The sequence below is a fragment of the Deinococcus misasensis DSM 22328 genome, assembly GCF_000745915.1.
Taxonomy (GTDB): Bacteria; Deinococcota; Deinococci; order Deinococcales; family Deinococcaceae; genus Deinococcus_C; species Deinococcus_C misasensis.
Window position 1 is genome coordinate 1 of sequence record NZ_JQKG01000064.1, and the last position, 20,745, is coordinate 20,745.

Consider the following 20,745-nt stretch of genomic DNA (forward strand, 5'->3'; position numbering starts at 1 on the left):
GTCAGGCCATGCCAACACCAAGAGCCATCAGCCGTCAGCGATCAGCCGTCAGCAATCAGGACAGTTTTCTGGCTGCCTTTTGAACGGAAAGTCTGAGTGGCTTTCCGTTTGTGTCTTTTTACTTTGCTGTTCGCAAAAGCCTTTTGGTGAGCTTTTTCCTGAAAGCTGATGGCTGATGGCTGAACGCTTCTTCAAGTGACATGCCAAAAGTCAGACTTTAGGCTGACCCTATCTGGTTGCGTCCATGCACCTTTTATTCGCTTCCCTCTTGCTGCACAATGAAAGAACATCCACATCTTTGCTGTACTGGAGGAGAGACGCATGAAAGCCCAGAAAGTCAGCAGTCTTGAAACGCTTCATCCCGAGTTCAGAGAACATCTGGAAAGCTGGCTGCATGCTGTGCAGCAAAAGTTTCCCCAGTACGAATTCAAGGTGCTGGAAACCCGTCGCAGCAAAGCCCGCCAGAAAAAACTGTTTTCGGAGAACAGCCCCCAGCGGTGGGTGACCAGTTTTGATGGCAGCCGTTTGCGCAGCATGCACCAGTACGGTCTGGCCGCAGACATCGGCATTGTGAACCGCAGCACCCGCAAATCCGTGTGGGATTCTCGGGTCTGGCGCACCATTTACGCGTACATCCCGCCCAGCGTGCATGGTCTGGAAGTGGGCGTTCAAGAACTGTCCCATTTGCAACTTCAGGGGGCAGGGGCACAGTACCGCGATGGCGACCTCTCTGAAAAGTACATCAAGAAACTCGGGCTGACCCTGAGTTGAGAAGGGCATCTTGGGCAACATTCCAGAGTGAAACACAGCAAGGAAAAAGGACCTCTACATGAGGTCCTTTCTGCGGTTTTGATCTTTTGAGGTTCACTTCCAGCGCACAGTCAGGTCGTGGAAGCCCCTGAACATGGTGCTGGGTCTGCGCTGCACATGGCGAATCTCGGGAAGGCCCAGAGGCAGCAGGTGCTCGAAAGCAATCTGGGCTTCCAGTTTGGCCAGAGGCGCACCCAGACAGAAGTGGATCCCCCGACCAAACCCGAGGTGCTTGCTGGCCGTGCGGGTCACGTCCAGACGGTCAGGGTTGGTGAAAACCCGTTCATCGCGGTTGGCAGAGCCAATCATCACAGAGACCTGCTGGTTTTTCTGGATGGGGGTTCCAGCGATTTCAAGGTCTTCCAGCGCAGCCCGGAAGGTGGCCCTTTGCACTGGAGCATCAAAACGCAGCAGTTCGTCTACAGCATTGGACAAAAGTTCTGGACGGCTTTGCAGCACCTCCAACTGCTCTGGGTGCTGGCTCAGGGCATGAAAGCCGTTGCCAATCAGGTTGATGGTGGTCTCATGCCCAGCAATCAAAAGCAGGAAGCAAGAAGACAGGATTTCACCATGGGTCAGTTTGCCCTGCTGGTCCTCAGCAGAGATCATCAGGCTGATCAGGTCGTCTTGCAGGTCATGCCTGCGCACCTTGATCAGGTCATCGAAGTACTTGAAGATGCTGCCCATGGCAGCCTGCGCTTTCTGGGCCACAGCAGGATCGGTGACGGTCAGGATGTCTGCACCATCAATCAGGGCCGCTGACCATTCACGGAACAGGTGGCGGTCTTTGTCTGGCACCCCCAGCAGTTCGGCAATCACGATGATGGGCAAAGGAAAGGCAAGCCCTTCAATCAGGCTGAAGTCTTCCCCTTTTTGGACATATGACATCAGTTCTTCGGTGATGTTGCGGATCTTGGGTTCCAGAGCGGCCACCACTCTGGGCGTGAAGGCCTGACTGACCAGACCCCTCAGGCGGGTATGGTCTGGTGGATCGGCGTCCAGCATGTGGGCACCCATCTGGCGCTGCATGGGGGTCACTTTGGCGATGTCTTTGGTGAACCTCTGGTCTTTGAGGACCATTTCGGCATCTTCATGGCGACTGACAAACCACATTCCACCCGTCACCCCGCTGTGGGAATACCAGAGCACAGGTGCATGGTTTCTCAGGTCCCGATAAACCGGATAAGGGTCATTCAAAAATGCTGGACTGGACAACAGATCGGCAAATGCAAGGGTCATGGAACATTATGTCACCGTCTCCATGAGAAGCGGATTGCAAAGGACTCTGGGGTTTTCCCTGAGAGAGTGCTTTGAGCATCAACAACATCATGTTCAAGTTGTTTATGAGCTGTAAAAAGCATGCAATAAAACCCTCTCTGGAACACAATTGCACCTGTCAAAAGCCCCCCTCAAAAAGAAACAATGAGTGAATCATGGGCAGTGAATCAAATGTGCAGTTTTTATGACTTTTTGACTTCAGGTGAAGGGACTATTGTGAGATATGGAAAACCTGATTCTGCTCCTCGCTACACCAGTGGTTGGCACCGCCATCTTCTATCTGGTCTTACTGGCAGTGGAAATGTTCCAGAAGCGCGCCCATTCCCGACCCATGAACGTCAAACAACACTGAATCCTGGTCATGCCCCCGACAGCCTTGCCCAAAGTCTTGCAAGGCTGTTTTGTTTGATGTCCTCAATAGTGAAATGCCTGCAACACGGTTTGGGCTGCTTCTTCAAAGCTTCGCAGGGTGTAACAAGGTCCCATGGGCTGCCAGCGGAGGGGAATGCCAGCTTCTTTGAGGGCTTTGATCTTTTCTACAGGGAACACCATCCCCAGCAACAGCATTTCTGCAGAGTGAGGCGAAAGGGCCAGCAACAATTTCTGTGGATCTTCCAGAGGTTGAGCTGATGACGCAAAATGACCTGTGTATTGCATTGCTGCCTCCTGTTCGGGCCGAATGCGGGGTGCCTGGAATCTGTTGATCCATTTTAAAACGCTTACAGGTCCGTAAGACATTCCCCGGGGTTACCCTGAGGGGATATTCAAGGGAATTCCCTCACCCCCGATAGGGAAGTTGCCCTGAGACAGTACAATGAGACATGATCACGGACCTGCAAAAACAAAATTGGCGCAGCCTGCTCAGTCCGTATTTTTTTGAACAGGTGGCTTATCTGGAAAGTCTGGATGTGGAATTTGCCTGGAAAGACAACACCAACCGACGCAGGGCCATTCAAGGACATGAAGGTCCCGAAAGACGCAAAAACCCTGAGGAATTTCAGGCCATTTACCATGGACAGGTGATTGCCTTTCATGAGGCCAATGCTGCTCTGGACACCATTGTTGAATCGGTGGTCAATCAGGCCATCATGCACCTGCGTGGAGAAGGCCACATCTTTCCTGCACTGGACAACCCTTGATGTTCAAATTGTGGATGTGCACATTCTGGAGCACCATCCTCCTGGCAGCAGGAATGGCAGGGGCACAGGGGGTGCCTCCTGCATCCAAAACCACCTGCCCGGTCACCCATCCCATCAAAGGCAACCTGAGCCGTTCAGGAGAAAAGATTTATCACTTGCCAACTGGGGCTTATTACAAACGCACCCATCCCGAGGTGTGTTTCCGCACACCCACTGAGGCCCAAAAAGCAGGATTCAGGGCCAGCAAACGGTAAACCCCGACAGAGGTCGGGGTTTGGTCTGGAACGTCACTTTTGAGGCAGCCCCGAAGGGTCCTGCAAATCTCTGGACTCCAACAACACAATCCATCTGGGAAGAACGAAGACGAGGAAAAGCAGACCAAGCGAAATCCAGATCATGTTCACGTTGAGGTCACCACCTTGACGAAGGAGAAAGAGTGCTCGGGTTGCTCAAGATTGCTGTTGTAATGATTGTATGCAGAAGACTCTTACAAAAACCATACAAAACATGACCTGCAAATCCGGGCCCATGCTTGAAATGGCAGAACCATTTGGAATCAACACCCTGAAATCATTCGGCTTTGAGAAAACCAACACACCGTTTTGCATGTTAACGGTGTGATAACACCCTGCCTCTTAAGATGCTCGCAGAGGTTCGAACATGTCAGACACCCACCAGAACAGTGCCACACACCAAACAGACCTGTCCGCAACCAGTCAAATCATTCACGACAAGGCTTTTCGCAGAGCAAAACGCAGCACCCGCAAAAGGCTGCATCACATCCTCACTGCAGGCATTGTTGGAGGAGGTGTGGGACTTTTGCTGACAGGAAGCCTCTGGACCACAGGGGTGTCTGCCCTGACCACCAGCATCCTGAGCTTTTTGGTGGTCTTCTGGATCAAATACCAGGAACACCATCGCAGAATCCGCAACCAGTGGTGATATCTGTGTGCCCCTTCAAATGCAAACACCCTCCCTGACCTGGGAGGGTGTTTCTTCTGGAGCCAGAGGTCGGATTTGAACCGACGACCTACTGATTACGAATCAGTTGCTCTACCCCTGAGCTACGCTGGCGTCTTGCTTGATGTCTGGCACACCTTTATGGGCTCCCGAGACGGCATGTAGTCTACCACATGACCTTGTGGATGGCAATAAAGAAGGTGGCAGAGCAACTTGCACAAAATTCAAAAGCAAAAGAACAGGGCTTTCACCCTGTTCTTGGATTTGGTGGCAAGGGGCGGATTTGAACCGCCGACCCAACGATTTTCAGTCGTTTGCTCTACCAGCTGAGCTACCTTGCCGAAATGGCGGTCCGGACGGGATTTGAACCCGCGACCTACTGCGTGACAGGCAGTTATGCTAACCGCTACACTACCGGACCATCTCTCGCTTCCGGGCGTGCCCTTCAGCGAAGAAAACTATATATGACTGCTGGATTTCTGTCAACACCCTTAGGCTTTAAAGCTTAAGATCCGCACTTCAGGCTTCTGGGAGAGGTCAGGACCAAAGCCCAGTTCAAGGATCTGGCCTGTTTCCAGAGCGTCAATCATGGCAAAACGTTCTTCTGGGTCCAGATGGATGCCTTCTTTCATGACTGTGTGTCCATACACCCCGAACACATACCCGAACATCTGAACCCACTCGGGGGATTTCTCCCACCAGGTTTTGTGTTCACGGGTGGAATAAAAGAACTCATCGAAAATGGCATGGGTGGGCATCGGTCCCACATGGCCAAAATGGGTGCGTCCCACAATGATTTCTCTGGGGAAACTTTCCATCCAGGTGCGCAGTTCCTCGGGGAATTCACGGCCACCTTTGTTGGGGTCAAATTCGTTGTGCTTGGTGCCAAACCCGGAGCCCAGACTGAATTTGTGGGTCAGGGCTGCATCATCGTGGTTACCCAGCAAAATGTGCATGTGCCCCTCACAGGCATCAAAAGTGCGTTTCAGGCGGTTCAGTTCGCGGATTTGAGAACGGGCAGCACTGGACAGGTGCTGGGGGTTCTCGGGGTCAAAGCCATCAATGCCCGTCATCATGGAGTACTCCATGAGGGTTTTGGGATGAATCAGGTCACCGGTCAGGATGATCTGGTAATCCCCGGTTTTCATCAGGGCTGTGGGGTTGCCCTGATCGTCAATGAGGGGCGTGGCCTTGAGGGCACGCCAGAGCGAACCCCAGCTGGCATGCACATCTCCGATGGCATACACCTTAAGCATGGTGACCGTGTTTCTTCAGGAGTTCCCTGAGGGAAACGTAAATCTGGCGGCTCTCTTCCACTGTGGTTCCATAACCGTTGATGATGTACCGCAAAGCTTCTTTGCTCAATCCCGCCTCACGGCACTTTTCGAGCATGTCATCAATGTGTTGGTGGGCTTTGGGTTTCTCTGGGAGTGGAGAAGGTTGATCTGTGGAAACAGTGGGAACATCGGTTTCTGTTCCCATCCCGAGCAGTCGAGCTGCATTTGAAATGGCTTGCTGTTCTGCTTCTTTCAAACCATCTGCCTGTCCAAGGCCATCCCTGACAATGTGTTTGATTTTCAGGCGTGCCCGCACTGTGGGGTGCTCGACACTGAAAACCTCCAACTCCAAACTCCAGTCATGTTGAAACAACGTGTTGAGACGCTCCAGAATTTCAGAGGTTTCACTGCTGCGCAGTGGAGCCCGGAGCGCCTGAAGCTGCTCGGCGTTGAGGAAGTCCATAGAGGACATTTTAGGGGATTTTTGAAGGAAAGGTGCAGAGGGCAGAAAGCAGAAGGCTTTTCCTTGTGCTGATGCTTTGGCAATCTTGAACCGTCAAAAGGATGTTCAGACAAGACTGACTTTTGAAGTGCCTTCTGCCTTCTGCCTTCTGCCTTCTGCGGTGTATCCTCTGCTCACTTCCCTTTCATCGCCTTTTTGAGCACCTCTGGATTGAGCAAATGTCCAAATCCCACCCGGTGCAGGCTGCGGACCACATCTTCTGCAGTGAGGTTCAGGCTTTTTGCGGTGTTTTCAATGTGCCACTGGTTCCCAGAGAGTTGCTGCAACCAGTAGGCCCTTTTGGTCTGGTCTGCACCCAGTTGGAAGGTTTTCAGGTACAGGACTTCCCCATCCTGACGGATCAGTCTTTCCCCAAGGGTGTTGGTGCTTTGCAGGTTGAGGTCGGTCATGAAGCGCTCCAGTCGCAACTGGGCAGGCTTGTAGATGGTTTGTTTGAAGATGGGACGCCCCAGCAAATCCACGCCCATGGTGCGGGTGCTGAAATCGGCCCAGTCTGCTCTGGCCTGCCTCAAGGCATCACGGAGGCCTGCAAGGTCCTTTTTTCCTTCCACAGGCAAGTGAGGACGCAAATCCTGACTGTCCGACCAGAGGGCGTACTGGTAAATCAGGTCACCGTAAAAATCATCCAGCAGGGTGCGGTGCATCAAGCGGTAATCCTCGGGGGTGGGGACCACAAAAGCACTGGCGAGTTTTTCGGCGGTGTAAATCAGTACGCCCACCTGCCCTTCATGGATTTCGAAGGTGCGCAGGGCATCTTCAAAAAGGTAGAGGGCACGTCCTGAGACCGCCCTTTCACTGCGCATCCCGAGGCCGTATTGTCTGGCAAAACGGGAATACTCCATCCAAGCGATGTCTGGACCTCCAAAATGAAAGGCCAGAAAAGCCTCCATGCTGAGGTGCAGGGGAAGCAAACGCACTCCGTGCGAGTGTTGCCTTTTCACCATGCGCTGGTGGTTGAGCAGGGTCAGGTGGCTCAGGGTCTCTTTGCGGGTGCCTTTTTGCAAGTGCGCGCCCAGCGTGACCTGCGTTTCATTGCCTTTGGCCCAGTTCAGCAGGTATCCGTGGGGAATGAACGACCAGTATTCGGTGTGGTCATCCAGCTCAACCCGACTGAAATCTTGCTGGTAGCGCTCTGGGGTCAGGCGCACATCCAGACAGGGTTTCTCGCGGATCAGGGGAACCAGACGAAACGCCCCATACACCTGAGAAGGTGCAGCTTTTAAGCCCTGCAAATGGAGGGTGTCAGGAATGTTCATTGTGGACCTCCACCAGTGAGGGCAAAGAGTTTCTCGGCACGGATGGTCAGGTAAGCCTCCAGATCCTGCAAAGTGCTCTGTCCGATGCTGAATTGACCAAACGCCAGAGCGGTGGGCAACTCCTCCCCTGCCCTGAGGCCCAGAGCCGGAAGGTCTCTGGAGAGGGGTTTCACCTGAAAGTTCTCGGCATCGAAAACCGGGTTCAGGTGGATGATGCTGGCTTTGCCTCCCATTTTGCGGTAGGCCTGGTAGATCTGATCAAAGGCACCGGGCACATCGTTCTCGCAGGCATCTGTGACCAGAAGAACCGTCTGTGCCCCCCATTCCAGAGCATCCAGCAAACGCTCTGCAAGGAAGGTCTGGCCTCTGGCATGGGTGAATAAGGGATCCTGCACTGGTCGGGTCCAGAACGCCTGATACACCCCACCTGAGGCATGCAGCAACGCATCCACCGACAGGGCCACCGCCAGAGGACGGTTCTGCTTCACCTCAGATCCGCTTGAGGAGTACGAGTTGTCCAGAACCGCAGCGACTTTGTGGTGTGGCAAGGGCAATGGCCCTGTCCGCTTCAAGGCAGACAGGGCAGCCTGTTGCAGCCAAAGGTGCATCTTCTCGGCCCTTTCACGGCGTTCATTCAGAGGCAAGCCCAGCAGGTAAGAACAAAGCTCGGTCAGGCTGACCCGGGCAGGATCAAAAGCCACCTGTCCTGCGCTCTTTTCCTGCAAACGCAGGCGTTCACGGTCGGTCATTTTGCTCTGGATGCGGTTCAGAAAGTCAGCACGATTCAGGTTGTGCTTTGCAGCGAAACCTTCTGCAATGGAGTACGGAAGGTCAAAAATTTTCTCTTTGCTGTAATGGGCCAGACGGTAGGTTTCCAGCAAAGGGTGCTCAAAGGGCTTCTTGATGCCCTCAAAGACAAAGCGGGACACCTCACCCTCGGGTTTCAGGTGAGCATGTTGCATGGCTGCACGCACTTTGCGGCGGTACTTCACCGCATCGAAAGGCAGGTCCTTGCGGCTTTCCAGAAAATGCTGCGTGATCTTGCGGGTGCGGCGGTTGTTGACCCGGCTTTCCTGCAAGCGCAGCAGCAATTTCCATGCACGGTGAGGAGGCAAGGCTTTCAGAGCCGCAGTGATCAGGCGGTTTTCCAGAGGGCGCAAAGCCTCTGGGCACTGTTTTCCAGAGCTGAGCAACTGAAAAATCACTTCGCTCTGGTTGTGGTGGTTGATGCCCGCAGCAAGGGTGCGTGCATACAGGGAACGGTAATTTCCGCAGATGTACTCATGCAAGAACCGCAAAGACACCCGTTGCTCGGTCTCTGAACTGTAAAACTCCTTCTGGGAGGTGGCCACAGTGCAGGCGTTGAGGAACAGGCTGAGGTCTTCGCGGGTGATGTCCATCTGGAGGCTCCTTTTCAAGCGTGGATGGCATGTGTCTGCACATGATCCAAAAACAACCTGCCCGGGGAGTACACAGGGCGACAGAAGGTTCACACTAAAAAGGTATGTCTCGGAAGTCACCCATCAGTCCCACAGGCAGGCTGATGTTTTGATTGTAGAACAGGCTTTGCTGTTCAGAGATACGGCATTTCAGTTAAGCCATTCACTCAGCAGGGTTCAGGTGCTCCAGAGCCTCATCGGAATGGGCCTCGGTGATCATGTTGATGAACTCTCGGGCAATCTCAGGGTCAAGGAAGGTGCCGGCTTCTTTTTCCAGAATCTCGCAGGCGGCCTGCCATGTGAAGGCCTTTTTGTAAGGACGGTCGCTGGTGAGGGCATCGTACACATCCACCACTGCAAAAATCCGGGCCAGATAAGGGATGCTCTTTCCAGAGAGCCCCTCTGGATACCCCGTGCCATTCCAGCGTTCCTGATGGTAGAGCACCACATCCAACACACTCGGGCGCAGGGTGGGGATGCCTTGCAGCAGGTGATAACCCACCTGAGGGTGCTCCTGAATGTGCTTGCGCTCCTCGTCGGTGAGTTTGCCGGGCTTGAGCAGCACCATGTCGGAAATCGCCACCTTGCCCACATCGTGCAGGTAAGCCCCGAGGCGCAAATCGTCCATCTCTTCTGGGGTGACGTTCAGGCGTTTCCCGAGGCGTCCGGCCAGTTCGGTGACCCGTTCGGTGTGACCTTTGGTTTCAAAGTCCCGGTACTCCAGCACCAGGCCCATGGCACGCAGGGTCTCTTCTCTGGCGCGGCTCAGGTTGGCGACATCCACCAGACGGCCAAAGGTCAGGCTGACCCGCTCAGAAACCACCGTCAGCAGCTTGTGGGTGGAATCCGACGCGGTCATGCGGGTGGGTGCCCCGAGCAGCAGGAAGCCCAGCACCTCACCGTTGCCGTGGATGGGCAACACTCCAAAGCTGGCCCACAGGGCAGGATTTCCCAGCATCTGGTCCAGAGCCGACGTGCTGCCTGCCTGATACAGTTGTGGCCCCAACTTGCGGAACATCAGCAGGAACCGGATTTTGTTGATCCTCTGGGCCATGGCCTTCAGCTCGTGATTGAGCTGAGAATCTGCTCCGCCAGAGTCCCACAAGACCACTGCCTGCTGGCCCACGAACTTGATGTACGCCCCATATTTGTACTCTGTGAGGGGTAAAACAGCCTGCAAAGCCCCTATGGCCAGATCGTCTGGATCGTTCACCGTTTCAAAATGGTAGGTGAGGTTCAGCAACGCTGCGTAGCGTTCCTGCCGTTCCTGCGCCTCCAATTCAGCGTGTTTGCGTGAGGTCACATCACAGGTGGTCAGGTGGTATTCTGTCACCCCAGAGCTTTTCACCACTTTGCGCGATCTGGAAGACACCCAGCGCACCTCACCGGCATGGTTCAGCATCCGGTACTCGAAAGGGAATTCCTCGCCCAGGTCCACAGCCTGCAAATTGATGTCGTGCTCTGAGCGGATCAAACGGTGGTCTTCGGGATGCACCAGAGCCTCGGGTTTCAGGGCAAGGAGTTCCTCGCTGGTGTAGCCCAGCAACCGCTGCACCGAAGGAGAGGCATACGTGCACCTTCCATCCTGATCGTAAATCCTCAAGAAGCTGTCGGTCTGCTCAAAAACATGCTCCAGTGGTGCTTCATGGGGCCTGCACACCACCGTTAAGGTGTGGTCTTCCAGAGGCTGCACGGTCAGGTGGTAACTGCCCACCACCAGTTCAGCCCCCTGTGCAATGCGGGCCACATCCGACTCGGAAATGGGAAACACCGCTTTAAAACTCTGGCCGGACAGTCCTCCCAGACCGGTGATTTGCTGGGCTGCAGTGTTGGCATGCAGAATCAGCCAGTCTGAAGTGTCCTGTTGAAAATGCAGCAGCAACAAGCCTTCCTGACTGGCATTCAGCAAAGCCTGCAAAGCCTGATGGGATACCGCCTCTGGCGGAGCAGTGTTCATGGGCACGCCTCCTGATCAGGGAATCCCCTGAGGTCTCTCTTTCAGTATGAGGGATCACAGTGTGGAGGGATGTGATGGAGCAGGGGGATAACGTGATTATCGATCTTGATGGCCTTCAAGAGCAGAAGGCAGAAAGCCAAGGCAACCATAAAGCTTTGGCTGATGCAATACAGGGCGAGGCATGCCGTCTTGGTCAAAACGAGGGACCGCAGGTTGGTCGCTCTGCCCGCTCGCCCCTACAAGTTCCTGCCATTGGGCGCAGCACGCTGCGCTCCTACGATGGTGGCAACAATGTTCTGCCTTCTGCAGGACCGCAGGCCCCTTTATGACACCTGTCACCTTCCCCCCTTGACACCCTGCACTACTGCCCCAAAACCCCCAGAGCTACCCTGAAGGCATGAACGCGATCGAAGTGGTGAATGTCAAAAAGCATTTTGGAAACGTAGAAGCCCTCAAGGGGGTGGGTTTTACCGCCTCCGCTGGAGAAGTGCTGGCCTTTCTGGGTCCCAACGGAGCAGGCAAAACCACCACCATCAGCATCATGCTGGGGATGAGGGCCCCGAGCAGTGGCACCGTGAAGGTGTTCGGCAAAGACCCGAGGATTCCGGCTGCCCGTGCCCGTCTGGGGGCCATGTTGCAGGAAAGCGACCTGCCAGCCACCCTGAAAGTCAAAGAGGCCGTGGAACTCTTCAGACGCCTGTATCCCCGTCCTCTGGAAGCCCAGAAGGTCATGGAAATGGCCGATTTGCTGGACATCAAAGAGCGCCTTTGTGGCAACCTCTCTGGTGGGCAGAAACGCCGCCTGAGTTTCGCCCTGAGCATCTGCGGCAATCCCGATGTGCTGTTTCTGGATGAACCCACGGTGGCCATGGATGTGCAGTCCAGAGCCGCCTTCTGGGAGAGCGTGCGCCAGTTCAAGAATGAGGGCAAAACCATCATCCTGACCACCCACCACCTGGAAGAAGCCGATGCCCTGTCTGACCGGGTGCTGGTGATCGATCAGGGGAAAGTGATTGCAGAGGGCACCCCCAGAGCCATCAAGGAGCAGGTGGGTGGCACCCGCATCCGTTTCCATGGCGAGGTGCAGGAGCAAGAATTGCAGTCCTTGCCGGGCGTCACCCGTGTCTACATCAACGGCGTAAATGAGGTTTACACCCACACCCCAGAAGCTGCCCTGCGCCAGATTTTGCAGCACGACATCAACGATCTGGAAGTCAGCAAGGCCAGCCTTGAAGAGGCCTTCCTCAACCTCACAGCGAGGGCCTGACGTGGAGGTGTTGCTGGGTTTTCATGTGGTGACCGCCAGCATGGCGTTGCTCTCGGGGTTTGCAGCCATCAACCTGCAAAGAAAAGCCCCTTTGCACCGCATTGCAGGCAAAGTGTACCTGCTGGCATGGCTCGGGTTTGCGGTTTCAGGACTGGTGATTGGAGCAAGAAGACCAGAGGTTGCCCCCACCGAGATCATCACGGTGATTGGGTTGCTGGTGACCATGCGGGCCTACTGGGCTGTCCTGAACCGCAAAAAGCTGGGACGCAAGTGGTTGCAATTGCACTACAGCAACATGTTGTCCAGTCTGGCTTTTGTGTGCATCGCCACCCTGAACCAGATCCTGTTTCGCACCTTTGACTTGCCGTCATGGTTTTTCTGGGTGCTGGTGGCCCTCCCCTTCTTTGTCCTGCCACTTTATGGCAACGCCCTCAACCGCCGTTATGCCCTGAAAGGAGCCCAATGAACCGCTTTTTTTATCTGGTCTACTCTGAAATCATCCGTCTGGTCCGCATGCCTGCTTACCTGATTCCAACTCTGGCGTTTCCGATCATGTTCTTTGCGATCTTCGGTTTGCCCAATGCCAAAAATGAGCTGGGCGGGGTCAATGCAGCCACTTACATGCTGGTGTCCTTCAGTGCCTACAGCTTGATTTCCACTTCCCTGTTTGCCTTTGGGGTTTCCATTGCAGCAGAGCGGGGTCTGGGATGGCACAAACTCATGCGGGTCACCCCCTTAAATCCCTTGATGTACTTTGGAAGCAAAGTGGTCAATGCCCTGATTCAGGGTCTGGTGATCATCGTGCTGCTGGCCCTGTTTGCCCGTTTTGTGGGCAACCTGAGTTACGACGTGGTGCTGTTTGCACAGGCCATTGGCAAACTGATGCTGGCAGTGGGTGCGTTTGTGGCTCTGGGATTGTGGGTCGGTTACGTGGGAGGTCCCAACAGTGCAGCAGGCATCGCCAACCTGATTTTCCTGCCCATGAGTTTTGCCAGTGGCCTGTTCATGCCTCTGGACATCATGCCCGAGTTTCTGCGCAACATTGCCCCTTACACTCCGGCCTACCACTTTGCCCAGATTGGATGGATGACCCTCGGGGCCAAGAGCGACACCTCGGAAATGATGCACTGGGTGTGGGTGATGGTGTATGCCGTGGCGTTCTTCATGCTGGCTCTGGTGGCCTACCGCAAAGACGAAGGCAAGAACTTTGGTTGAAGGATGTGTACCTCCCTGTGGTGGTTTTGCCCCACAGGGAGGTTTAAACTGGAGGGTGTCATGATCAAAGACCGCGACAAAATGTTCCGTTTCATGCCGGTGGCATGGCTGTTTTTTCTGGCCTTCCCAATCATGTCGTGGATGAAAATGCCCCTTGGCCCCATTCAACACTTGATTGCTGCAATTTTGATGGGGGTTTTTCTGGCCCTGTATTTGTGGGTGTTTCGCGCCATCAAACCCGAGCGCCCTCTGGACCGTTTTCCGGTCTGGAACCTGGTGGCGGTGTTGTGGTGCTTCCTGATTTTTGCCATTGGAAGACCGTATTTTGAGTGGAACAACACCACTTTCATGGTGTATGCGGCAAGCCTCGGGGCCTTCCAGAGAAGCCTGACCCTCACCATTGGTACGGTGCTGGGTGTTCTGGGGGCTTTTGCATGGATGATCTTTTCTCAGGGAGCAGACCCCGGAAACCTGATCACCATTGTTCTGCTGTCTGTGTCCGTCGCCATTGGCAACCATTTTGGTTATGCAGCGATGGAATCCGGCATGAGAATGCGTGCCCTGCAACAAGAAAAAGAAGATCTGGCCCGCATTGCTGAGCGGGAACGCATTGCCCGTGACCTGCATGACCTCCTCGGTCACACCCTCAGCGTGATTGTTTTGAAAGCCGAACTGGCCTCCAAACTGATGGACCGCAACCCCGAAAGGGCCAAACAGGAAATCAAGGAAGTCGAAAAAATCTCACGCGAGGCCCTCACCGAAGTGCGTCTGGCCGTGCAGGGCTACAAAGGCACCGACCTGAAAAGCGAAATTGGCCGGGCCAAAGTGGCTCTGGATGCTGCGGGAATCAAACTGGATTATCTGGTGTCTGAAGTGGAGATCAGCCTTGAGCAGCAAGGGGCCTTGCAACTCATTTTGCGGGAATCCATCACCAACATCATCCGCCATTCAAAAGCCAGCACCTGTCAGGTGGCTCTGGAAGAGCAAAAAGGCCAGATCCTGCTGCGCATTGCAGACGATGGGGTTGGCGCAGGAGAGCACATTGGCAACGGCATGAAAGGCATGCGTGAACGGGCCGAAGCTCTGGGAGGCAAATTCAACGTGAAAAACCAGCAAGGCACCGTCATTGAAGTGTGCATTCCCAAAAACGATCCGGAAACCCACAAAGCCCCTCAGGGGGTCCCGGCATGATTCGGGTCCTGATTGCCGAAGATCAGGTGATGATTCTGGGGGCCTTAAAAGCCCTTCTGGAACTTGAGGGAGACATCGAAGTGCTGGCCGCCACCAAAAACGGTTCAGAGGCCCTGAAGGCTGCCTTGGACGTGCAACCAGACATCGTCATCACCGACATCGAGATGCCCGAGAAAACCGGTTTGGAACTGGCACAGGACCTGAAGCAGCAGCTTCCCAGAACCCGCGTGATCATCGTGACCACCTTTGCCAGAGCAGGCTACCTGCGCAGGGCCATGGAAGCCGGAGTGAAAGGCTATCTGCTCAAAGATGCCCCCTCCGATGAACTCGCTGATGCCATCCGGCGCGTGCATGCCGGAGGCATCGTGATCAACCCTTTGCTGGCTGCAGAAGCATGGTCCGATCAGGACCCCCTCACCGACAGGGAACGTCAGGTGCTCAGGTTCGCCCACGAAGGCATGACCTCGGGGCAAATTGCTGAGAAACTGCACCTGTCAGAAGGAACGGTGCGGAATTACCTGTCTGAAGCGATGTCTAAACTTGGAGCTTCGAATCGGGTGGAAGCGGCCCGCATGGCCCGTGAGAAGGGATGGCTGTGATCAAGAAGTTTGCAGTCAACAGTTGACAGTTCACAGCAAGAATGGTCTGACAATTCAGCATGGCTCAGCTCTAACCTGAACCACAGACATTCAAGGTCAGTCATTTGCTGTGAACTTCAAACTCAGCCTTCTCCCAATGCTTCTGTCCTGGCTTCTTCCTCTGGCAGTTCCTTGCTGAGCGGTCTGGCCCCCCTGAGCATCCAGTCTTTGAAAGGCAGGTCTTCCAGCCAGTCTTGCAGGGTGGGAATTTTCCCGAGGTCCTCAATGACGTGCTGCTCTCCGATCAATCGGGTGGGCACCACTTTGCCGTCCGATTTGCGGGTGATGGTGACCCCAAAGACCTGCTCACACAGGAAGATGCCAAAACTGGAATGCAGCACGGCACGGTGGCGCAGATCGGCCCATGAGGCTTTGGTCTGGTCAAACCAACTGTGGACGTCCAGATAATCCTCGGGCACACCCCCAAATTTGCGGGCCGAACTGCGGGCATGGTGGTAAGGGTGGGCCATCAGATGCCCCCATCAAAAGGTTCAAATTCCAGACCGAAGGCCGACACAGCCTTTGAAATTTCAGCCTCTGGAGCAGTGTAGGTGCGGATTTCGTATTCATCCAGGTCCACCACCCCTTTGTTGATGGTCTGCTCGGCCTGCTGAAGAAGGGCCGGATCGGTGGTGGTGCTTTCGATCACCTCATAAAAACGGATTTTGCTGAGGAGGCCCATGACCTGAAAAAGCCGGGCATCATCCAGACGGGCAGGAATTTCGATGTCCCGCCAGGACTCGTCTGAAGACAGTTTGCCTTTGGGCACGATGGCTGGATTTTGCAAAAGGTCTGAGAGTTGACGGTAAAAGTCAGGCAATTTCAGGTGGGTAAGCTCTTGCACCCCATCCAGAGTGTAATCCCCGAGCACCAATCCCCTGAATCTGGGCGCAGAAAGTTCTCGGGCCAGTTGTTCGGCCTCTGCTCTGGAAGGCAGCACTTTGATGGGTGCAGTGCAGATGTGGTCTTCAAACCACGGTGAAAAGGTTTCATCGTTGTAGAGGTAATCGCGGTCCATCACCAGATAGGCTTTGCGGGTCACAGGAACTCTCCCATCATAAAACTTGATTTTGATTTATTTTAAAACAGAATGGGGGTGGGTGTCATCTGCTGGGAAATGCCGAAGGCCAAGGGCCGAGAGCAGTTGTAGGGGCGAGGCGTGCCTCGCCCTTGGCAGAAGGCTGAAAGCAACTTTTCAATGCATGTTGCTTGGTACAGTTTCACAAATGATGTTTGCCGATTTTCTCTGGCGCACCTCCCGCTGTGAACTGTCAACTGTGCAATGTGAACTTCCACTATCCTGAAGCATGGACCGTCCCAAAGCATTTCTGGTGTTGCAAACCGATTTTTATTACACCGACGAGTACATGGCTCCCCTGTCTGAGGAAGGCATCTGCACCAATCCACAAAAAATCTTTTTTGATGAAGGTCAGGCCAAAGCTTACGCTTTTCAGCACAGTTGGAAGCTGTTCTCTGGTCAGCCTCTGGGCAACTGGGGGTTGGGACTGGACATGATCACCAGCCTTCCAGCACGCAGGTTTTACCAGAACCTTAAAAGTGTGCTGCCCGAGTTTGAATTGCCTTCAGACCTTGAGGATCCAGATTATTGCATCTGGGACCAACTCTGGTTCGATGGGGTGAAGGATCCAGAGCAGCAACGCTTGATCCTCTCGTGGTGCGATCAGGTCAAGCTTTTTGAAGTGGTGCCTGCACAGATTGAAGACGAAAACCTGCTGAAAGAGGCTGCGAAAATCCTCTCTGGAGAGGTGCACCGCTTCGAGCTGGAAGGTCAATCTGCCATCCGAAAATACCTGATCCCAGAAACTGAATTGGATCGCATCGCCGGAATGTTTGGCCTGAAGTTTGAACCCAACCCTGAAGTGTTTTAGTTGGCGTTCTCTGACCGATTCTTGCTGGCCTCTTCCAGTTCTTTGATGTACTCCACGATGTCTTCCACACCGCGTTTTTCACCAGCGGTGTCAAAGCAACGCATGGCCTCCAAAAAAGCAGGTTGGGCCTCCGAAAAATTGTCTTGTGCCAGATGGAGTTCGCCAATGCCCCGATATGCGCAGGCCTGCGCAATCAGATCGGTGCTTTTCTGGGCAAAAAACAGACTGCTGTACAGCTCCACACTGGCTTTTTCCAGATTTCCCAGCCTCAGAAGGCACATCCCGAGTTCATAGGCATTGATGGCTTTGGGGAAAAAATCATCTGGAATCAGGGGTTTTTCCTGTTCAAATGCATGCAAAGCACGTTCATAATCGCCTTGCACCCTGTGAATCATGCCAATCTGGTGCATGGCCTGATGGGCTCTGGGGTCATGGTGCTGAACCGCTTCCTCAAACAAGCCCTGATAGAGGGTTTCAGCCTCATTGAATTCACCAAGTTGCACCAGCACGTAACCCAGACCAAAACGGGCTTGCTCGTCTTGCGGGTGGTTTTTGAGGTGCTGTTCATAAAGTGCTCGGGCCTGTTCAAGATCACCCTGATCAAAAGCCTGCCATGCCTGCTGTAAAACGTCCACCTTTCTGTTGTACACGATACACAGGGAAAAAGGATGGTTTTGCAGGTCTCTGGTCTTGCACAGGCTTTTGTGAAAGAATTTCGGCATGAAACTGGTTGTTGGCGTCACCGGAGGAAGCGGCGCTCCTTATGCCCTGGACTTGCTGCGCACCCTGCAAAGTCTGGGCATCCACACCCATCTGGTGGTCTCTCAGGGGGCCAAACGGGTGTGGGAAACCGAAGGGAAAGACCCCATCGAAGACCTGCTCTCACTGGGCACCGAATTGCACGATGACCGCAATCTGGCAGCCAGCATTGCCTCTGGCAGCTACAAAACGCTGGGCATGGTGATTGTGCCCTGCAGCAGTTCCACACTTGCCAAGGTGGCTCTGGGTCTGGGAGACAACCTGATTGCCAGAGCGGCACACGTTACCCTCAAAGAAAGGCGCAAACTGGTGCTGGTTCCCAGAGAAGCCCCCTATCCCCGTCCCATGCTGGAAAACATGCTCAAAGCCCACGATGCAGGGGCCATTGTGCTTCCTGCCAGTCCGGGCTTTTACAGCACCCCAGAGAGTGTGGATGACATTCTGGGCTTCATGACCGCCCGCATTCTGGACCAATTTGACCTCGAAACCGGACGCATGAAAAGGTGGACTGGAAAATGACCACACCTCTGAAATTTGCCGCCCTGATTCCTGCGGCTGGCAGCGGTTCAAGGCTGGGTTTTGGCATTCCCAAAGCTTTTGTGGAACTCCATGGAAAGACCTTGCTTCAGAGGGCCATTGAAAACCTCTCTCCTCTGGTGGATGAGGTGGTGATTGCCCTGCCAGAGGGTCAGGATTTTGACACCTCTGCCCGAAAAATTGTAGGAGGGTCGACCCGTCAGGATTCGGTGTTTCGCCTCCTGCAAGCCACCGAAGCGGATTTTGTGCTGATTCACGATGCTGCACGCCCTTTTCTGGGACAGAAGGTCATCGAGCGCATCAAAAGCCGGGTGGTCCAGAGTGGGGCGGTCACCGCTGCCCTGCCTGCCACCGACACCCTTGTGCACACCTCTGGAGGGTTCTGGGGTTATCTGGTGGACCGCAGCAAAACTTGGGCCGTCCAGACCCCACAAGCTTTTCGCAAAAACCTGATTCTGGATGCCCATTTGAAAGCCTTGCAAGAAGGCTTCGATGCCACCGACGATGCTGGACTGGCCAACAAATATGGTGCCAACGTGGAACTGGTGCTTGGAGACGCCAAGCTGTTCAAAGTCACCACCCCGGCAGATTTCGAGCTGGCAGAAGCATTTGCCCAGCTCTGGGACCGCAAGAAAGAAGATCAAGCATGATGCTGCACCCTTTGCGCCGTTTTGCGCCTGCCAAAGTCAATCTGGGGCTCTCGGTCACTGGCCTGCTTCCCAACGGTTACCACACCCTGCACAGCCTGATGGTTCCCCTGTCCGTCGGAGACGAATTGACCTTCCAGAAAGCCGATCAGCTGACCCTGGAAGTCAAAGGAGCCAACTTACCCACCGATGAACGCAATCTGGTGTACCGCGCAGCCAGAGCCTATCTGGACGCCGCACAAATCACCTCTGGGGTTCACATCGTGCTGGACAAAAAGCTGCCTCTGGCCTCCGGTGTGGGAGGAGGTTCCAGTGATGCAGCCACCACCCTGATGGCCTTGCGTGAACTCTATCCCACAAATCTGGACCTGCATCCCATCGCCAAATCATTGGGGGCAGATGTGCCTTTCTTTCTGGTGGGGGGTGCGGCTCTGGCAGAAGGCATCGGCGAAAAACTTACACCCATCCAGCTTCCAGAGGTGCATCTGGTGCTGGTCAACCCCGGCACCGAAGTCAGCGCCAGAGATGCTTACCTCTGGCTCGATCAGGCCCAGAATTTCACCCCTGAATTGCCCCTCTCAGACATCTTGCAAGCCCTTGAAGCCCACAACAAGGTGCCCTATTTCAATGCTCTGGAAAAAGCCGTTCTGGAACGTCACACTGAAATACAGCAGGTGCTGAACACATTGCCAGAGGTGGGCCTCCACAGCCCCCTGATGAGTGGGTCAGGCAGCACCTGTTTTGCTCTGGCACGCTCCGCTGAAGAAGCCGATGAAGCCGTTCAAAAATTGCAAAAGGTGTTTCCAGAGCATTGGATCATGGCAGCACGAAGCATTGGATGATGTGTAGGGGCGAGGCGGGCCTCGCCTTGAGCAGAAGGCTGAAGGCCAAGGCAGAAGGCTTTTTGGGGAAATGTCAAGCTGAATGGGACAAGGGTTTTTAGAGCTTCAGCAAAAGCATCTTTTTGCCTTCTGCTTTCCGCCTTCTGCTGCATCCTTTCAGCCTTCTGCCTTCTGCCCCATCTTCAAAGCCACGCCACCCAGAGCCTGCACCACCCGTTGCAGGCTTTTCTGGTCTTTGCCCTGCAAATGACCCTCAGCATCAAAAGCAGTCTCACAGTGGGTCACCGAAACACCGTCCGGCAAAACCAGACACCCCAGACGGTTCAAAAGCAGGACTGCAGATTGCACGGATCTGGCTCCACCATAAGGACCGGGCGAAGCACTGACCACCGCAGCAGGTTTGTGCATGAAAGGATCGAGACCCCTCTGGTCCCCATGCTTGCGGGACATCCAGTCGAGGGTGTTTTTCAGAACCCCGGTCATTCCTCCGTTGTACTCTGGCGAGGCAATCAGCAAACCCTGATGCTCGGTCATCAAACGTCGCAACTCGATGGCGTTTTCTGGCATGCCATGCTCTGCTTCAAAATCTGCGTCATACAGGGGCAGAGGGTGATCTTTCAGGTCCAGAAGGGTGAACTGGATGGACTCTGGAGCAAGGCGCAAGGCTTCTTGCAAAAGTTTTTTGTTCCATGAATCTTTTCTCAGGCTGCCAGCGAAGGCGAGGATGCGGGTCATGGGGACATTTTAACCGAGAGCCTTGAGGGGACTTGTTGTGGCCGAGAGCCGAGAGCCGAGAGCCGAGAGCCGAGAGCCGAGAGCCGAGAGCCGAGAGCCGAGAGCCGAGAGCCGAGAGCCGAGAGCCGAGAGCATGATGTCCAACACAGTAAAAATCGTCAAGGCATTTGTGTAGGGGCGAGGCATGCCTCACCCTTGATTGCTCTGGCAAAAGCTTTTTTGGCCCTCGGCCCTATGCCCTCGGCTCTCGGCTGTATCACCCTCAGACCTCACCTCAAACCCACCGTATACACGTATAATCAAACCATTCGTCGCTCTACACTTTGTCTGGGCGAACAGCAGGCGAGGTGAACATGAAACGCGGTTTTCAGACCAGAAGTCCTTCC

General features: G+C 54.5%; 26 protein-coding genes and 3 tRNA genes. 15 read left to right on the forward strand and 14 right to left on the reverse strand.

Going from position 1 to position 20,745, the window contains the following annotated elements:
- Positions 1–321: 321 nt before the first annotated feature.
- On the forward strand, positions 322–771 hold the full coding sequence (locus tag Q371_RS21200; protein ID WP_034344279.1) for a M15 family metallopeptidase domain-containing protein: 450 nt from the start codon (positions 322–324) through the stop codon (positions 769–771).
- Between the two features lie 93 nt (positions 772–864).
- Here the strand turns inward: Q371_RS21200 and Q371_RS21205 are convergent, their stop codons facing one another.
- Positions 865–2,049, reverse strand: coding sequence for a cytochrome P450 family protein (locus Q371_RS21205; protein WP_034344282.1), 1,185 nt, complete (start codon positions 2,047–2,049; stop codon positions 865–867).
- A gap of 262 nt (positions 2,050–2,311) precedes the next feature.
- Here Q371_RS21205 and Q371_RS28140 point away from each other — a divergent pair, with 262 nt between their 5' ends.
- Complete coding sequence (locus tag Q371_RS28140) at positions 2,312–2,440, forward strand: hypothetical protein (protein WP_281174331.1); 129 nt, start codon at positions 2,312–2,314, stop codon at positions 2,438–2,440.
- Positions 2,441–2,502: 62 nt separating this feature from the next.
- On the opposite strand, the gene Q371_RS21210 is transcribed toward Q371_RS28140, so the two are convergent.
- On the reverse strand, positions 2,503–2,745 hold the full coding sequence (locus Q371_RS21210; RefSeq protein ID WP_034344285.1) for a hypothetical protein: 243 nt from the start codon (positions 2,743–2,745) through the stop codon (positions 2,503–2,505).
- A 164-nt stretch (positions 2,746–2,909) separates the two neighbouring features.
- On the opposite strand from Q371_RS21210, the gene Q371_RS21215 reads away from it, so the two are divergent.
- The 3 genes from Q371_RS21215 (at position 2,910) to Q371_RS21225 (ending at position 4,169) form a co-directional block, all read left to right on the forward strand.
- On the forward strand, positions 2,910–3,227 hold the full coding sequence (locus Q371_RS21215) for a hypothetical protein (RefSeq protein WP_034344287.1): 318 nt from the start codon (positions 2,910–2,912) through the stop codon (positions 3,225–3,227).
- Positions 3,227–3,481, forward strand: a complete 255-nt coding sequence (locus Q371_RS21220) for a sunset domain-containing protein (RefSeq protein ID WP_034344290.1) — start codon at positions 3,227–3,229, stop codon at positions 3,479–3,481. Before Q371_RS21215 ends, Q371_RS21220 begins: the two co-directional genes overlap by 1 nt.
- A gap of 406 nt (positions 3,482–3,887) precedes the next feature.
- Positions 3,888–4,169, forward strand: coding sequence for a hypothetical protein (locus tag Q371_RS21225; RefSeq protein ID WP_034344292.1), 282 nt, complete (start codon positions 3,888–3,890; stop codon positions 4,167–4,169).
- Between the two features lie 57 nt (positions 4,170–4,226).
- Here Q371_RS21225 and Q371_RS21230 read toward each other — a convergent pair.
- The 8 genes from Q371_RS21230 to Q371_RS26175 all read right to left on the reverse strand — a co-directional run bounded on the left by Q371_RS21230 (position 4,227) and on the right by Q371_RS26175 (position 10,639).
- A tRNA-Thr gene (locus tag Q371_RS21230) sits at positions 4,227–4,301 on the reverse strand.
- 151 nt (positions 4,302–4,452) lie between these two features.
- Positions 4,453–4,528 (reverse strand) — tRNA-Phe (locus Q371_RS21235).
- Between the two features lie 4 nt (positions 4,529–4,532).
- Positions 4,533–4,608 (reverse strand) — tRNA-Asp (locus tag Q371_RS21240).
- Between the two features lie 70 nt (positions 4,609–4,678).
- The gene (locus tag Q371_RS21245; protein ID WP_034344295.1) at positions 4,679–5,443 is read right to left on the reverse strand and encodes a metallophosphoesterase; all 765 of its coding nucleotides are present in this window, start codon (positions 5,441–5,443) and stop codon (positions 4,679–4,681) included.
- On the reverse strand, positions 5,436–5,927 hold the full coding sequence (locus tag Q371_RS21250; protein ID WP_034344298.1) for a hypothetical protein: 492 nt from the start codon (positions 5,925–5,927) through the stop codon (positions 5,436–5,438). Before Q371_RS21250 ends, Q371_RS21245 begins: the two co-directional genes overlap by 8 nt.
- 173 nt (positions 5,928–6,100) lie before the next feature.
- Entirely contained in the window at positions 6,101–7,243 is a 1,143-nt protein-coding gene (locus Q371_RS21255; RefSeq protein WP_034344302.1) for an ARPP-2 domain-containing protein, read from the reverse strand.
- On the reverse strand, positions 7,240–8,643 hold the full coding sequence (locus Q371_RS21260; RefSeq protein ID WP_034344306.1) for a hypothetical protein: 1,404 nt from the start codon (positions 8,641–8,643) through the stop codon (positions 7,240–7,242). The genes Q371_RS21255 and Q371_RS21260 overlap by 4 nt, the downstream gene beginning before the upstream one ends.
- A gap of 202 nt (positions 8,644–8,845) precedes the next feature.
- Entirely contained in the window at positions 8,846–10,639 is a 1,794-nt protein-coding gene (locus Q371_RS26175) for an HD domain-containing phosphohydrolase (RefSeq protein ID WP_051964988.1), read from the reverse strand.
- A 74-nt stretch (positions 10,640–10,713) separates the two neighbouring features.
- Here Q371_RS26175 and Q371_RS21270 point away from each other — a divergent pair, with 74 nt between their 5' ends.
- From Q371_RS21270 to Q371_RS21295, 6 genes are all read left to right on the forward strand, one after another.
- Positions 10,714–10,968, forward strand: a complete 255-nt coding sequence (locus tag Q371_RS21270; protein ID WP_034344309.1) for a hypothetical protein — start codon at positions 10,714–10,716, stop codon at positions 10,966–10,968.
- 68 nt (positions 10,969–11,036) lie between these two features.
- Positions 11,037–11,906: an ABC transporter ATP-binding protein gene (locus Q371_RS21275; protein WP_034344312.1), complete on the forward strand. Its 870-nt coding sequence runs from the start codon at positions 11,037–11,039 to the stop codon at positions 11,904–11,906.
- 1 nt (position 11,907) lies between these two features.
- Positions 11,908–12,372: a DUF2306 domain-containing protein gene (locus Q371_RS21280; protein ID WP_034344316.1), complete on the forward strand. Its 465-nt coding sequence runs from the start codon at positions 11,908–11,910 to the stop codon at positions 12,370–12,372.
- The gene (locus tag Q371_RS21285; protein WP_051964990.1) at positions 12,369–13,121 is read left to right on the forward strand and encodes an ABC transporter permease; all 753 of its coding nucleotides are present in this window, start codon (positions 12,369–12,371) and stop codon (positions 13,119–13,121) included. Before Q371_RS21280 ends, Q371_RS21285 begins: the two co-directional genes overlap by 4 nt.
- Before the next feature lie 60 nt (positions 13,122–13,181).
- On the forward strand, positions 13,182–14,312 hold the full coding sequence (locus Q371_RS21290; RefSeq protein WP_051964991.1) for a sensor histidine kinase: 1,131 nt from the start codon (positions 13,182–13,184) through the stop codon (positions 14,310–14,312).
- Complete coding sequence (locus Q371_RS21295) at positions 14,309–14,911, forward strand: response regulator transcription factor (RefSeq protein WP_034344320.1); 603 nt, start codon at positions 14,309–14,311, stop codon at positions 14,909–14,911. The genes Q371_RS21290 and Q371_RS21295 overlap by 4 nt, the downstream gene beginning before the upstream one ends.
- Positions 14,912–15,033: 122 nt before the next feature.
- On the opposite strand, the gene Q371_RS21300 is transcribed toward Q371_RS21295, so the two are convergent.
- Entirely contained in the window at positions 15,034–15,420 is a 387-nt protein-coding gene (locus Q371_RS21300) for a DUF6915 family protein (RefSeq protein ID WP_034344323.1), read from the reverse strand.
- Entirely contained in the window at positions 15,420–15,992 is a 573-nt protein-coding gene (locus tag Q371_RS21305) for a hypothetical protein (protein ID WP_034344327.1), read from the reverse strand. The genes Q371_RS21300 and Q371_RS21305 overlap by 1 nt, the downstream gene beginning before the upstream one ends.
- A gap of 265 nt (positions 15,993–16,257) precedes the next feature.
- Here Q371_RS21305 and Q371_RS21310 point away from each other — a divergent pair, with 265 nt between their 5' ends.
- A complete protein-coding gene (locus Q371_RS21310) occupies positions 16,258–16,839 on the forward strand; it encodes a hypothetical protein (protein WP_034344331.1) in 582 nt (193 codons plus the stop codon).
- Here Q371_RS21310 and Q371_RS21315 read toward each other — a convergent pair.
- Positions 16,836–17,474, reverse strand: a complete 639-nt coding sequence (locus Q371_RS21315; protein WP_169743900.1) for a tetratricopeptide repeat protein — start codon at positions 17,472–17,474, stop codon at positions 16,836–16,838. The two genes, Q371_RS21310 and Q371_RS21315, sit on opposite strands and share 4 nt — an antisense overlap.
- 85 nt (positions 17,475–17,559) lie before the next feature.
- Here Q371_RS21315 and Q371_RS21320 point away from each other — a divergent pair, with 85 nt between their 5' ends.
- From Q371_RS21320 to Q371_RS21330, 3 genes are read left to right on the forward strand one after another with little or no spacing between them, the layout of a single operon-like run.
- On the forward strand, positions 17,560–18,117 hold the full coding sequence (locus Q371_RS21320) for a UbiX family flavin prenyltransferase (RefSeq protein ID WP_034344337.1): 558 nt from the start codon (positions 17,560–17,562) through the stop codon (positions 18,115–18,117).
- On the forward strand, positions 18,114–18,785 hold the full coding sequence (gene ispD, locus Q371_RS21325; protein ID WP_034344339.1) for a 2-C-methyl-D-erythritol 4-phosphate cytidylyltransferase: 672 nt from the start codon (positions 18,114–18,116) through the stop codon (positions 18,783–18,785). The genes Q371_RS21320 and ispD overlap by 4 nt, the downstream gene beginning before the upstream one ends.
- Complete coding sequence (locus tag Q371_RS21330; RefSeq protein ID WP_034344341.1) at positions 18,782–19,624, forward strand: 4-(cytidine 5'-diphospho)-2-C-methyl-D-erythritol kinase; 843 nt, start codon at positions 18,782–18,784, stop codon at positions 19,622–19,624. The genes ispD and Q371_RS21330 overlap by 4 nt, the downstream gene beginning before the upstream one ends.
- 156 nt (positions 19,625–19,780) lie before the next feature.
- Here the strand turns inward: Q371_RS21330 and Q371_RS21335 are convergent, their stop codons facing one another.
- Entirely contained in the window at positions 19,781–20,359 is a 579-nt protein-coding gene (locus Q371_RS21335) for an NADPH-dependent FMN reductase (RefSeq protein ID WP_051964993.1), read from the reverse strand.
- Positions 20,360–20,745: the final 386 nt, after the last annotated feature.